This is a genomic window from Candidatus Accumulibacter phosphatis, assembly GCF_000024165.1.
Classification (GTDB): Bacteria; Pseudomonadota; Gammaproteobacteria; order Burkholderiales; family Rhodocyclaceae; genus Accumulibacter; species Accumulibacter phosphatis.
In genome coordinates, this window is the sequence record NC_013194.1 from 1,813,071 (window position 1) to 1,826,167 (window position 13,097).

Here is a 13,097-nt window from a genome sequence, read left to right on the forward strand (position 1 = left end):
GGGCCACCGCCCATCCGTTGGGTGATCGACGGTGAAAGCGGCGTGGGCGGGCGTCCGTGACGAGCGTACACTAGCCGTGGAATGAACTTGAGGCACGTCGCGTTGGTTGCGGGTCTTCAGTCGACGGATCCTCGACGCCGAGAGAAGGAGTGAAAGCATGCCGCTTGCGCCGCGCTTGCTGGAAAAGGTCAGCAACCGACACCCCGCGCTCTTCAGCATCGCTGTCGCGGTACTCGTCTTGTGGGTCGACGTCAGGGCGGGCGAAGAAATCGGGTTTCCGCTGCTCTACGCTCTTCCGGTCGGCTTTGCTGCCTGGCGGCACCAGCGGTACCTGGCGTATGCGCTCGCCGCGATGCTGCCGCTGCTGCGGCTCGCGTACGAGTTTCCCTGGGGCACGGACGCCTCGGCCGCCATTGCCGCGATCAACGCGCTGATCGAGATCGCCGCCATGGCGCTCTATGCGTATCTGATCGGCAGGACGGCGGCCCAGACAAGACGACTGAAGAGCACGGTAACGAAAAGAGAGTTTCAGGTGAGCCAGCTGCGCGCCTTCAGCAGAATGGCGAGTGCCACCCTGCAAGGTCGAGGGCTTTCCCCGGGGATGGTGGAGGGCGTGGCCTGGATCCACCTGCCGGCGGAAAGCGAATTGCCGGTCGAGCACCAACCCGTCGCAGCCGATGACATCGACGAAGAGATCAGACGTCTCGACGAGGCGCTGGCGGCGGCGGTGCGCGAACTGGACCACAAGGACAGACATCTCGCCGACGACATGGCGGCCGCGGAAAGCGCCTTGCTCGATGTACAACTGGCCATGCTCAATGACGACGAGTTCTGGAACACTTGCAAGCGGCGCGTGCGTGCGGAACTGATCAAGGTCGACCAGGTTGTCGCCGAGGAAGTCCGGGGAATGGCCGAGATGCTGGAGGCCTTGACTCACGAAGTCATGCGCGAGCGGGGTGCCGACATTCGTGACGTCGGCCGCCGCGTCTTGCGCAATATCGGGGGCTGCGGCGAGTCGCCAGCCAGTCGCCTCGCCTCCCTGCCGCCGCACACGATTCTCGTCGCCAGGGAACTCCTGCCGTCCGACATGTTTCAGGTGGACCGCGTCAATCTGGTCGCTCTGGTCACCGAGCGCAACGGTCCCGCCTCGCATGTCGCCATTCTCGCGCGCACCCGCAACATCCCGGCAGTCAGCGACATCAAGGATGTTGCGGATCTGTTGGCAACCGGCGACCGTTTGCTGGTGGATGCGGAGGCGGGTACGGTGATCGTGGCGCCGACCCGGATGCAATCCGAGCTTTTCGCCGAACGCCGAAGCAGACATGTCGCCAACGAGAGTTTTGCCGTGCCGGATGCGGCGGAGGAACCCACCACCAAGGATGGCGTGCGTATCGGACTGTACGCGAACATCAGCCGGCCGGATGAGGCACACCTGGTCTCGGAGTATCGGCTGGACGGTGTCGGCCTCTTCCGGTCGGAGTTCCTCTTTCTCGACGTCGCGCAGGCCCCGACCCTGGACGAGCAGGTGGCGGCCTATTCCGCGGTGGCGAGAACGCTCAATCCGTCCGCCGTCGTCATCCGGACCATGGACTTCGGTGGCGACAAGGTCCCGCGATTTGATGGCAGCGACAGTGAGCTTGCCTTCCGCATGGGCAAGCGCGGCCTGGCCTTCTCCCTGGCCGAGAAGAGCATGTTCCGCCGTCAGGTGCAGGCCATCCTGAAGTCCGCGGCGATGGGTGACGTGCGCATCATGTTTCCCATGGTCACGGGCGTTGCCGATCTGCGGGAGGCTCGCCATCTGGTCGCCGAGGTGATCGAAGCCGAGCAACTCGCCAGGCGCGTGGCGATCGGCGCCATGATCGAAACCCCGGCGGCGGTGATCAAAATCCATGACGTCGTCAAAATGGTCGACTTCGTATCGATCGGGACCAACGATCTCGCCCACTTCATCCTGGCGACGGACCGCCAGGCCCTGGAGTCCCAAGGCGTGCAGGCCTTCCTGCATCCGAGCGTTCTGCGGGCAACGCAGCATGTGGTGCGCACAGCACTGGATCAAGGGATCGGTGTGTCGGTGTGTGGCGAGGCTGCGGGGAACCCGGCTCCCGTCTGCCTGTTGCTGGGAATGGGCGTCAGGAGCTTGAGCATGAACCCGTTTCACGCGGCGGCTATCCGCCGCTTCTTGCGGCAGATGACGCTCGGAGAGATGGAAGCGGTTACCCAGGAAGCGTTGGCCGCGACAACGCTGGAGGAAGTCCAGGAGATCACGGAAGCGGCCCTTCGCAAGGCGGATCCTTGAGTCAGCGGGTGCGTAACGCGTTCGCGCTGGCACGCTCCGCGGGCTAAGGCAGCGGGAGTTGACGCCGCTTCAGGAACCCGGCGGGAACGGCCAATCCTCGGAGGCATGATGAGGCTTCGTCAATGAAAGACATGAGTGGGCTGGAGGGCGCGTTTCTGCACCTGGAAACGCCGGCGACGCCGATGCATGTGGCCGCCTTGTTTCTGCTGGAGGCGTCGGCGGAGCGGAGCGGCGACTTCGCCGGCGAGATCCGGCGACAATTGCTGCCGCGGTTGGCGCTCTCGCCGCCAATGCGCGCGCGGCTGGCGCCGATGCCGCTGGGGTTTGCCAATCCGGTCTGGATCGATGGTGGCGCCCCCGACTTCTCGCATCATCTTCGGTACGTCGTCCTGTCGGAAGCTGCCGGTTTCTCCGAACTTGAAGCCTGTGTCGCTGGGCTCCATGCCACCCTGCTCGATCGACGCTACCCGCTGTGGGAGCTGACGATCATCGACGGGCTGGCGACTGGTGAGATCGCCTTGTACCTGAAAATCCATCACGCTGCGCTCGATGGGGTGTCCGGCATGGCCCTGGCGGCGGCACTGTTCGACGAGACCCGCGAGCCGGCGCAGGTGCCGGCCGACTGGAGCGAGCGGATCGGCGCGGCAGAGAATCCGGGTATCGGGCAGCGGCTGGGCGCTGCTTTGCGTCAGACGGCGTTCCAGTGCGTCAATGCCGCCAAGTCACTGCCCGCGGGACTGCAGCTGCTGGCCGGCCTGGTCAAGGCGGACGCCAAGGACAAGTCCGCGGGTATGCGGCAGAACCTCGCCTTCGGCCCGAAGACACCGCTCAACGTTCCGATTACCGGCGAGCGTGGGTTCTCCGCAGTCTCGCTGTCGCTTTCCGGCGTCAAGGAGATAGCCCGGCGGCAGGATGCGACGCTCAACGATATCGTCCTGACCATCTGCAGTGGTGCGCTGCGTCGCTATCTGCAGGAACACGGCGGCGTCCCGCGCAAGTCGCTGATCGCCACCATGCCGGTTTCGCTGCGCGCGGCGGGTGACACCGATACGAGCATCCAGGCGACCTTGACGCTGGTCAAGCTGGCGACCAATCTGGCCGATCCGTTGCGTCGTCTGCACGCGGTTCGCGCCGCCGCCGGTGCCGCCAAGTCCTTGACGACGCATGCACGGTCGGTGATCCCGACCGATTTTCCGTCGCTAGGCGCGCCCTGGATCCTCAGCGTGTTGGCTTCGCTCTATGGTCGGTCGGGCTTGACCAAGGTCATCCCGCCGCTGGCCAATCTGGCGATTTCAAATGTGCCGGGTCCGCGGCGGCCCCTGTTTCTGGCCGGTGCCCGGGTGCGTGCCTGCTGGCCCCTGAGTATCGTCACGCATGGTCTGGGCCTCAACATCACGGTGTTCAGCTATGGCGATTCCCTGGACTTTGGCTTGACGGTCGCCCGCGCTGCCCTGCCGGACGTGCACTCGCTCGCGCGGGCTTTGACCATCGCCTATGGGGAACTGCAGCAACTGTCACAGGCCGGGCCGGTGCTACCGAACACGGCTCCACGGCCGCGGCACCGAGTAAGCAAAGCGCGCAAACGAGATCCCGAATCGCCGCCGACGGCGGTAAGCGCGGCAACAGGCAACAAGGCCTCAGGCTGAGCGGCTGCCACCGGCATTCTGAACAGGTCGTCAGCGTAGGGCCAACTTCGCGCGTTGTTCTCAGGGATAGTACGTAACGCGATGCGCGGTCCAGCCCGATCCTCGAGTGCATGGGCATGGCATCGACCTGGGGAAGACGGAATGAAGGGTTTTGCATCAACGATGCTGGCGCTGTGCCTGACTCTGGCTCTCCCCTGGGCGGAAGCGGCTTCTGCGCCCGCTCCTGAGGTCATCACGCTGGCGTTGAACTGTCCAGATGGCAATACCGATCCCAAATGCCCGAACAATCTGGCGGCCGGTGGGAGGAGGCCTTCGCCACCATCGCGGGAGCAGGAGCAGCAGGCGCAGCAACAGGAACAGCAACGCGCCAGGCAGCAGGCGCAACAGCAGGAGCAGCAGCGTGCGCAACAGCAGGCGCAGCAGCAGGAACAGCAGCGCGCCAGGCAACAGGCGCAACAGCAGGAGCAGCAGCGTGCGCAACAGCAGGCGCAGCAACTGGAGCAGCAACGCGCCAGGCAGCAGGCGCAACAGCAGGCGCAGCAACAGGAACAGCAGCGCGCCAGGCAACAGGCGCAACAGCAGGAGCAGCAGCGTGCGCAACAGCAGGCGCAGCAACAGGAACAGCAGCGCGCCAGGCAACAGGCGCAACAGCAGGAGCAGCAGCGTGCGCAACAGCAGGCGCAGCAACTGGAGCAGCAGCGCGCCAGGCAGCAGGCGCAACAGCAGGAGCAGCAGCGTGCCCAACAGCAGGCGCAGCAACAGGAGCAGCAGCGCGCCAGGGAGCAGGCGCAACAGCAGGAGCAGCAGCGCGCCCAACAGCAGGCGCAGCAACACGAGCAGCAGCGCGCCAGGGAGCAGGCGCGACAGCAAGAGCAGCAGCGTGCGCAACAGCAGGCGCAGCAACAGGAGCAGCAACGCGCCAGGCAGCAGCCTCTGCAGCAAGAGCCACCGCGGGCACTTCAAGCGGTCCCGCAAGCTCCGTTGGGGCAGTCCCCCGGTGTGATTCGTCAACCTGGTCAGCAGCCTCAAGTTGCCGGTGCCGGGCTAGGTCTGCCGCCGCCTGATGGTCGCCGACCCGGGCAGCCGGGCCCGGTTGGCCAGGCGCCCACGACCATGTCCAGCCAAGGCCAGGCACCGACCGCGATCCGGGCACCGGCGCCGGTCTTGCCGGCACAAGCTTCTGCGGTGGCGCAAGTGCAAGCGCCGCCGCGGGATGGCGCCCGTTCCGGCCAGCCAGGCCCGGTGGTGCAGACGCCAGCGTCCGCGACGGCGCCGGGCCAGGCGCAAGCCCCGCCTGTGATTCGCCCAGCGGCTCAGCCAGTGCAGCCTCCCATGACCGCGCAGGGGCAGCCGCCAACGCCGGATGGACGCCGGCCCAGCCAATCAGTCGTGGTAGTGCAGACGCCAGCACCCGCGACTGCACCGGGCCAGCCGCCAGGATCCGCAGCGGTCCGGCCCTTGGCCCAGCCGGTCCCGGCGCCGCCTGCGGCGCAAGTTCAATCGCCGCCGCCGGATGGACGCCGGCCACGGGAGGCAGTCGCGCTCGGTCAAGCGCCCGCGACCGCGCCGGGCCAAGCGCCGGCACCCGCTGCAATCCGGCCACCCGTCCAGCCCGTGCAGCCTCCCGTGACCGCGCAGGTGCCGGGGCCACCGCCGGATGGACGCCGGCCAGGCCAGTCCGGCCTCGTGTTGCAGACGCCAGCGACCGCGGCCGTGCCGGGAAAACCGCCAGCATCCGCTGTGCTCGGGCCGTCGGTCCAGCCCGCACCGGCGGCGGCACAAGCTCAATTGGCGCCGTCGGATGGACACCGGCCGCGTGAGCCAGTCGCGCCGGGTCAAGCGCCCGCGACCGCGCCCGTGAGCGCGCCGGGCCTAGCCGAAGCACCTGCTGTCACTCGGCCAGCGGGCCAGCCAGGGCAGGCTTCGCTACCCGCGCAAGCTCAGCAGTCGTCTGATGTCCGTCGGCCCGCCCCGGATGGACGCCGGTCGACACCAGCGCAAGCGGTCGTTGTCGATGCGGCGACCAGCGTGGTGCCGCACGGCAATCGCAACAGCTTCGACATTCGTCAGAAGAACGCCGACGGTTCGCAGATCGTGGTCTCGCAGCAGCAGTTGCCCGACGGGACGAAGCGCGTGACCGGTTTCAAGCAGACCGACGATACGCGCGACGGGACAACGACCCGTGTCTATGCGGATGGCCGTCTGGTGACCCAGGGGCGTGATTTCGAACGTCGTTCCGTGGGGAGTGGGACGAGCTTCGTCACCCACCGTAATGGCCTGCGAGCGGCGGTACTGCCCGATGGCAGACCGGTTTTTCAGGATCGCTTCACTTCCTTCCGTGATCAGGATGGCCGTGAGCGCCGAATGATCGAGCGGACGCGTTACGCACGCTGGTGGAACGGCCGGCCGGAGTATGAACCGAGGCCCGTGGTTCGTCGGTACGACGTGGTCTACATCCACGGTGCGCCGGTGGCCCAGTACCGCCCGTCGCGCTTCGTGCCGGATGACTACCGCGGTCATTACGCGCGCTTCGCGGTGCCGGTGGTGGTGGCAGCGGCGACCTGGGTGGCCTTTGCTTCGCCGGTCACGAGCTACAACGATCCGCTGGCCTTGATGGGGGATATGCAGATCTCGTCGGCGTTTGAAGAGGGTTACGCTTATTCGACCCCTTACGGGGCGTCCCCGGTCTATGATGCGCCTGAAGCGGCGACGCTGCGCAGCCAGATGACGACGGTGCGGCAGCACGTGAAGACCAGCGTTCAGGGCAACGCGGCGCTCAAGGATCAATTGGCAGGGGTGGATGTGCAAGCGGCATCGTCACGGGTCCAGGAGGCGGTGGGCAGTGCGGTGCCCATACAGATTCCCGAAGAAGTCCGCCAGCAAGTGCGCAAACAGGTGCGCCTCAGTGTCGCCATGCATCAGAATGGTCGTCCCCTGGTGCTTGCCGACGTGCTGGCCTCCGGCTATGCGCGAATCTACCTGTTCCAGACTGCGCAACCGCTCAACGTGGCGCAGGCGTCCGCGGGCGTAGAGTGCTTCCTGAACACTGGTGATCTGATCGGGTTCTCGAAGCTGCCTGCCGGGGAAGGCGCCTTCGCCGAAATGAAGGTGGTCGCCAGTGGCTCGAGCAGTTGCCTGCCGGGCGAGGTCGTTCTGGTTCGCCTGACCGACCTGCAGGAGATGCTCAACGGCTTCAGCGAGCGGGTGGAGGAAAACATGCAGCGAGTCAGCGCCTGTGCTGCCTCGGGTAAGTGCTAGGCGCGGTTCGCGAAACGCGACGGCACGGCCTGGACATCGGGGATTCAACATGTTTTGCACGAATTGTGGCAAGGCCATCGCGCCGGAGAGCAAGTTTTGCCCGGATTGCGGCGCACGCCAGACGGCTGGACTGCCACTGTCCCAGTCGATGCCGGTCGGCCCTCCAGCGCCCGCGGCAGCGGCGATGACTGTTCCTGCAGCGGCGCCGTCAACCTCCTCGCCTGCTGGCAGGCCAGCGCTGTGGGCCGGCGCGGCGGCGCTGGTTGTCGCCCTGGTGGGTGGTGTCGGCTATTGGGGCTGGAGCAGGACCGACGACCAGATCGTGCGCCAGCTGGCCGATGAAGAGCAGCGTCGGGTTGCCGCCGAAAGAGTGGCTGAAGCGGCCGAGATCACGGCCGCGCAGGCGCTGCTGGACAAGCACATCGCTGTGGAAGAGGCAGAGGCGCAGGCGCGTGCCCGGACCAGTGTTCAGGATCAGAACAAGCGCACAACGGTCAATCGCTGACGTGCGTGTGGGCAGGCAACCGGCGGGCTTGTCGCGGCGGATGCGAGGAGGAGACGGATGTACGAACCCCATCAGTGGTATGAACTTGGCCTCTTGCGGTCGCCGGGCTGGGTCAGGCTGGCGCTGGAGATGCGCGCCGGCTGGGAGTACGGCGCGAGCCTTGCGGCGACACCGCTGCTCAGTCTCGCGCCGCGCGGCGATGGTCACCCGGTGCTGGTCTTCCCCGGTCTGATTACCGGCGACTTGTCGACGCTGCCGCTGCGCAATTATCTGAGCAGTCGAGGCTACGCCACTTACCCCTGGGGCCTCGGAATCAATCGCGGGCCACGCGCGGGCGTGATCGATGCCTGCCTGGAGCGCCTGGACAAGCTGTCACAAGAGCATGGTCGATCGCTCAGCCTGATTGGCTGGAGCCTCGGCGGTCTCTACGCGCGCGAGTTGGCCAAGGCGCGACCGGATGTGGTCCGCCAGGTGATCACCATGGGAACACCCTTCACCGGCCATCCGAAAGCCACCAACGCCTGGCGCATCTACGAATGGGCGACTGGCCACAAGATCGGCGCCCCCGACATCCACGAGCCGCTGCGGTCGCCGCCGCCGGTACCGACGACCTCGATCTTCAGCCGCAGCGACGGCGTCGTCGCCTGGCAGTGCAGCCTCGAGCGCGAGAGCCCGCACACCGACAACATCGAGGTGCAGGCCAGCCATCTGGGTATGGGTCTCAACCCGCTGACGCTCTACGCACTTGCCGATCGGCTTGCCCAAGCCGAAGGCGACTGGCGTCCCTTCGACCGATCGGGCTTGCGGAGCTACCTTTATCCCGATCCCCGCCGTCCGGCGAGCTACTGAGGGTCAAGGTGAGCCGTGTCGGCGGGGGCGCGCCGCCTGGCCAGCAGGCCGATCCGGGGCAGGTCGGCGGCGAGGCGATGGCACGCGCGAACGGCATCGACATCTGTTATCAGACGCTGGGTGATCGAGGCTCGTCAGCGATCCTGTTGATCATGGGCCTCGGCATGCAGTTGATTGCCTGGCCGGATGCTTTCTGTGAGAGTCTGGTCGGCAGCGGCTTTCGCGTCATCCGCTTCGACAACCGTGACGTTGGCCATTCGACTCACATCGACTGGCGGCAGCGGCCCCGGCTACTGCCGTCGATCGCTCGCGGCGTGCTCGGCTTGCCGGTTCGTTCGCCCTACCGGCTGAGCGACATGGCCGACGATGCGATCGGCCTGCTCGACGCCTTGCAGGTCGCACGCACCCATTTGGTCGGCGTCTCGATGGGGGGCATGATTGCCCAGTGCATGGCGGCGCGCTACCCGGATCGCCTGCTGAGCCTGACCTCGATCATGTCGTCGAGCGGCAACTGGCGTGTCGCCTGCGGCAAGCCGGCCGTCTTGCGGCAACTGCTACGCCGACCGGCGAGACCCGATGATCCGAGCAGCCAGCTCGACCACCTGATGCGAGTGTTCGGGGTCATCGGCAGTCCGGGATTTCCCTCCGACCAGGCGGATCTGCGCGAGCAATTGGCGCGCGCCATCCGGCGGGCGAACTACGCGGCCGGGCACTATCAACAGTTGCTGGCGATCATTGCGGCTGGTGATCGACGCAGGGAACTGGCGAAAATCCGTACCCCCACGCTGGTCATTCACGGTGCCGACGATCCGCTGGTGCCGGTGGCTGCCGGGTACGATACGGCGAAACACATTGCCGGTGCCCGGCTGGCGATCATCAGGGGAATGGGACACGACCTGCCCCCGGCGGTGCAGAAGCTCCTGCTGCAGGCCGTCGTCAGCCACTGCCGGGATGCCGAAGCGTCGGCGGCCAGCGGGCTGGGGCCGCGTCGATCAACGTGATTCCTTGATCATCCGCGCGAAGTTTGGCTGCACCGGGCGGGCGTTGTTTCGATACAGACGCGAGAAGATGGCCAGCTGTTCCGGCGAGATCTGCTGCGGCTGCCGGAGGACCAGCCAGAGGACGCCTTCGCTGCACGGCGGCGTCGTCAGCGAACCCATGTAGGTGTAGTAGCTGTGGTCCTGCGGCAGCAACTGGGACACGTCGATGCTCAACTCCGGCGGCGTGACATACTCGTTCTTCTCCAGTGGCAGGTTGTTCCAGACGCTCTGGATGACCGGGTTTTCGAGTCCCTTTTCGAGGAGCACGGCGACCACGGCGATCCTGCCGTCCTCGGCCCGGTGGACCAGGTGGGCGACCATGTCGAAGGCCTTGCCGTTCACGCGTTCTTCTGAAGGACGGTGGAAATGGAACTGGGTCAGGTCATAGCTTCTGCCGAGCAGGCTGATGCTGCTGCCGCTGACCTCGACCTGTACGGTATGGCCGTTGTCGACGACACGAAACTGCGACGGGCGATAGACGAATTGAATCGGTTCCAGGTCGACGCGAAAGCCGTCGCGGATATCGATCGGCGACTGGCGCTTGCCCGTCGCGCAGGTCGCGTATTCGGGCTTGAGCTTGCCCCAGTTGTCGGGTCCGCCTTCGCCCTCGTACGCCCAGTGGCCATGCGCGTGTGCGATGGCCGGAGAGGTCTCGCCGGGTCTTGGCGCTGCGGGCCTGGCCGAATGGACCCGCGCCGGCATGGCGGCGGCAGCAGTCGGTTTGGCGGCCGGTGACGATCTCGGCTCGGCTTCGGCCTTGTCGACGTTCGGTGTCTGCAGGTTCGCTCGCTTGACTTCCTTCTGGACCAGCGCTTCGTTGGCCTTGCGCAGTTCGCCGGCCGCCTGGTTGACCTTGTCGGCGACCTTGCTCGCTGCCGTCGCCGCGTCAGGGCCCGGTTTCGGGCGGCAGACCTCGCGCAGCAGCTTGTCGTCGAGCATGCCGGTGCGGACGGGCATTTCGATCTGGACCTTGACTTCCTCCTCGCGGAGCAGGTCGCCTTCGTCCTTGAAATAGCTCCGCTTCAGCGTGCTGTAGCTGCGTGACGCACAGTCGTAGCGGTTGACAGCCTCGACGATCCGGTAGGAAGACGACGTCTTCGGGTCGACGATCGGCTTTTCAAGAACGATCCGTCCTTGCGCTACGGACTTTCCGGTCTCGTCCTTCCTGATGCTGGCGCGGTCGATCTCGACACGCTTGCCCGGCTCGGCAGAGATGACCTGCCAGGCAGCGCCGACCCCCGGGGGCAGCAGGGAGAGCACGAGGAAGGCGGAAGAAAGCCTGATGACTGGATGCATGCTGGGAGTCCCGTCCGTGGTGGTGACTATCATCTCCTTCACGGACGAATGTCCGCGAACTTTAATCCGAGTGCCGCAAGTGCGACTGGCGGTGGGGAAAAGCCGCCGGCCATGTCCTTCGCTGAGAGCTAGGAGATGGCCGGCGTTTGAGGCCCCTGGCGGGACTGTTCGGGTCCGCCAGGGTCGTGCTACAGGATGGGTCGCTCAGTGGCTGGCACCGGAAGCGCCGAAACCGGTCTGTGCGCGCACGTACTGGTCTTCGAACGCCTCTTTCTCGAGCTTCGAGCGGGGCCCGGTGTCACTCTTGGAGAAGATGTAGGCGAAGATGAACGCGATCGGCATCGCGAACAGCGCCGGCTGCGTGTAGGGGAACAAGGCAGCCTTGTTGCCCAGCACGTCGACCCACACCGACTTCGAGAAGAGGACGAACAGCACAGCGGAAATGACGCCGCCGTAACCGCCCCACAGCGCGCCGCGAGTTGTCAGGCCCTTCCAGTACATCGACAGGATCAGCACCGGGAAGTTGGCCGCAGCAGCGACGCCGAAGGCCAGACCGACCATGAACGCGATGTTCATCTTCTCGAACAGGATGCCCAGCACGATCGCGAGCATGCCGAGACCGATGGTGGCGAAGCGCGACACGCGAATCTCTTCCTTCTCGGTCGCCTGTCCCTTGCGGATCACGCGCGCGTAGATGTCATGCGAGATCGCCGAGGCACCGGCCAGGGCCAGACCCGAAACAACCGCCAGGATGGTCGCGAAGGCCACCGCCGCCAGGAAGCCGAGCAGCATGTTGCCGCCGACGGCCTTGGCCAGGTGCATGGCGACCATGTTGCCGCCGCCGATGATCTTGCCGCCGACCACGCCACCTTCGAAGAACTCGGGGTTCTGGCCGACGATGATGACCGCGCACAGTCCCATGAGGAAGATCACGTTGAAGAAGAAGCCGACAAAGCCGGAGGCGTAGAGCACCGACTTGCGCGCTTCCTTGGCGTTGCCGACGGTGAAGAAGCGCATCAGGATGTGCGGCAGACCCGCAGTACCGAACATCAGGCCGAGACCGAGGGAGATTGCCGTGATCGGATCGGCCAGCAGGCTGCCCGGGGCCATCAGCTTGGGACCGAGCTTGTGCACGGCTTCCACCTTCTCGAGCAACGTCGTCAGCGAAAATCCGAACTGCCAGTAGGCCAGGAGCAGGGTCAGCGTACCGCCGAAGAGCAACATGCAGGCCTTGATGATCTGCACCCAGGTCGTCGCGACCATACCGCCGAGGGTGACGTAGACCATCATCAGGATGCCGACCACGAAGATCGCGATGTTGTAGTCGAGGCCGAAGAGCAGCTTGATCAACTGCCCGGCACCGACCATCTGCGCGATCAGGTAGAAGACGACCACCACCAGCGACGAGATCGCGGCCATCGTCCGCACCTTGCCCTGGTCAAGCCGATACGAGGTGATGTCGGCAAAGGTGAAACGGCCCAGGTTGCGCAGGCGCTCGGCCATCAGGAAGAGGATGATCGGCCACCCGGCGAAGAACGCCAGCATGTAGATGTAGGCGTCATAGCCGGAGGTATAGGCCATCGCCGTCAGTCCGAGCAGGGTTGCCGCCGACATGTAGTCGCCGGCAATCGCCAGTCCGTTCTGGAAGCCGGTGATGCCGCCGCCGGCAGTATAGAAGTCGGCAGTGGACTTGGTGCGGCCGGCCGCCCAGTAGGTGATGCCCATGGTCATCGCGACGAAGATCAGGAACATGATGATCGCGTGCCAGTTGGTAGCCTGCTTGGCTCCGCTCGCATCCATGGCTGGACCGGCAAGAGCCATGCCGGAGGCAGCGAGCAGGGTGAGAGCGGTTATCAGTCGATGCATCATAGCTTCTCCTTCTGGGCGTCTTTGATCAGGTCGGCGGTCAGGTCATCGAACTCACCGTTGGCGCGGCGAACGTAGACGACCGTCAGCAGCCAGAAAAAGACGAACAGGCATAACTCGATGGTGTAGCCGATCGGCCACATCGATCCCTCGGCGATCTTCTTTGCCAATAGCCCTGGGTTGAAGGCGACCAGCATGAAGAAACCGTAGAACAGGATCAGCACAATGGCCGACAAGGTCCACGCGAAGCGTCCCCGCTCGCTGACCAGCTTCTGGAATTTGGGATTGACCCGCATTCGCTCGTACATAACGCTACTCATTGTTTGCTTCCTCCACTCTTG

General features: G+C 65.5%; 10 protein-coding genes and 1 pseudogene. 7 read left to right on the top strand and 4 right to left on the bottom strand.

What is annotated here, in order from left to right; translation table 11 throughout:
* Positions 1-157: 157 nt before the first annotated feature.
* Both ptsP and CAP2UW1_RS08005 read left to right on the top strand, forming a co-directional pair.
* Entirely contained in the window at positions 158-2,296 is a 2,139-nt protein-coding gene (ptsP, locus tag CAP2UW1_RS08000; RefSeq protein ID WP_015766135.1) for a phosphoenolpyruvate--protein phosphotransferase, read from the top strand.
* A 122-nt stretch (positions 2,297-2,418) separates the two neighbouring features.
* Positions 2,419-3,942, top strand: coding sequence for a wax ester/triacylglycerol synthase family O-acyltransferase (locus CAP2UW1_RS08005; protein ID WP_015766136.1), 1,524 nt, complete (start codon positions 2,419-2,421; stop codon positions 3,940-3,942).
* A 156-nt stretch (positions 3,943-4,098) separates the two neighbouring features.
* Here the strand turns inward: CAP2UW1_RS08005 and CAP2UW1_RS25455 are convergent, their stop codons facing one another.
* Positions 4,099-4,884 (bottom strand): hypothetical protein, encoded by a 786-nt coding sequence (locus CAP2UW1_RS25455; RefSeq protein WP_199931601.1) that lies wholly within the window; start codon positions 4,882-4,884, stop codon positions 4,099-4,101.
* Between the two features lie 1,089 nt (positions 4,885-5,973).
* Between CAP2UW1_RS25455 and CAP2UW1_RS08015 the strand changes: the two genes are divergently transcribed.
* The 5 genes and pseudogenes from CAP2UW1_RS08015 to CAP2UW1_RS08030 all read left to right on the top strand — a co-directional run bounded on the left by CAP2UW1_RS08015 (position 5,974) and on the right by CAP2UW1_RS08030 (position 9,555).
* Positions 5,974-7,200: a hypothetical protein gene (locus CAP2UW1_RS08015; protein ID WP_199931602.1), complete on the top strand. Its 1,227-nt coding sequence runs from the start codon at positions 5,974-5,976 to the stop codon at positions 7,198-7,200.
* Positions 7,201-7,249: 49 nt separating this feature from the next.
* Positions 7,250-7,312 (top strand): annotated as a pseudogene (locus CAP2UW1_RS26050) (zinc-ribbon domain-containing protein); the annotation flags it as partial.
* Positions 7,313-7,384: 72 nt separating this feature from the next.
* Positions 7,385-7,705 (top strand): hypothetical protein, encoded by a 321-nt coding sequence (locus CAP2UW1_RS08020; protein WP_291911871.1) that lies wholly within the window; start codon positions 7,385-7,387, stop codon positions 7,703-7,705.
* Between the two features lie 57 nt (positions 7,706-7,762).
* Positions 7,763-8,554, top strand: coding sequence for an alpha/beta fold hydrolase (locus CAP2UW1_RS08025; protein WP_015766140.1), 792 nt, complete (start codon positions 7,763-7,765; stop codon positions 8,552-8,554).
* 8 nt (positions 8,555-8,562) lie between these two features.
* Complete coding sequence (locus CAP2UW1_RS08030; RefSeq protein ID WP_015766141.1) at positions 8,563-9,555, top strand: alpha/beta fold hydrolase; 993 nt, start codon at positions 8,563-8,565, stop codon at positions 9,553-9,555.
* On the opposite strand, the gene CAP2UW1_RS08035 is transcribed toward CAP2UW1_RS08030, so the two are convergent.
* The 3 genes from CAP2UW1_RS08035 to CAP2UW1_RS08045 all read right to left on the bottom strand — a co-directional run bounded on the left by CAP2UW1_RS08035 (position 9,547) and on the right by CAP2UW1_RS08045 (position 13,076).
* Complete coding sequence (locus tag CAP2UW1_RS08035) at positions 9,547-10,890, bottom strand: carbonic anhydrase (RefSeq protein WP_041567763.1); 1,344 nt, start codon at positions 10,888-10,890, stop codon at positions 9,547-9,549. The two genes, CAP2UW1_RS08030 and CAP2UW1_RS08035, sit on opposite strands and share 9 nt — an antisense overlap.
* Positions 10,891-11,094: 204 nt before the next feature.
* On the bottom strand, positions 11,095-12,759 hold the full coding sequence (locus tag CAP2UW1_RS08040) for a cation acetate symporter (protein WP_015766143.1): 1,665 nt from the start codon (positions 12,757-12,759) through the stop codon (positions 11,095-11,097).
* Positions 12,756-13,076, bottom strand: coding sequence for a DUF485 domain-containing protein (locus tag CAP2UW1_RS08045; RefSeq protein WP_015766144.1), 321 nt, complete (start codon positions 13,074-13,076; stop codon positions 12,756-12,758). The genes CAP2UW1_RS08040 and CAP2UW1_RS08045 overlap by 4 nt, the downstream gene beginning before the upstream one ends.
* Positions 13,077-13,097 lie beyond the last annotated feature (21 nt).

What these genes read in the sequence shown, in the direction of transcription:
- ptsP (WP_015766135.1), top strand. Translation starts at nt 158, where the DNA reads ATGCCGCTTGCGCCGCGCTTGCTGGAAAAGGTCAGCAACCGACACCCC.
- CAP2UW1_RS08005 (WP_015766136.1), top strand. Translation starts at nt 2,419, where the DNA reads ATGAAAGACATGAGTGGGCTGGAGGGCGCGTTTCTGCACCTGGAAACG.
- CAP2UW1_RS08020 (WP_291911871.1), top strand. Translation starts at nt 7,385, where the DNA reads ATGACTGTTCCTGCAGCGGCGCCGTCAACCTCCTCGCCTGCTGGCAGG.
- CAP2UW1_RS08025 (WP_015766140.1), top strand. Translation starts at nt 7,763, where the DNA reads ATGTACGAACCCCATCAGTGGTATGAACTTGGCCTCTTGCGGTCGCCG.
- CAP2UW1_RS08035 (WP_041567763.1), bottom strand. Translation starts at nt 10,890, where the DNA reads ATGCATCCAGTCATCAGGCTTTCTTCCGCCTTCCTCGTGCTCTCCCTG.
- CAP2UW1_RS08040 (WP_015766143.1), bottom strand. Translation starts at nt 12,759, where the DNA reads ATGATGCATCGACTGATAACCGCTCTCACCCTGCTCGCTGCCTCCGGC.
- CAP2UW1_RS08045 (WP_015766144.1), bottom strand. Translation starts at nt 13,076, where the DNA reads ATGAGTAGCGTTATGTACGAGCGAATGCGGGTCAATCCCAAATTCCAG.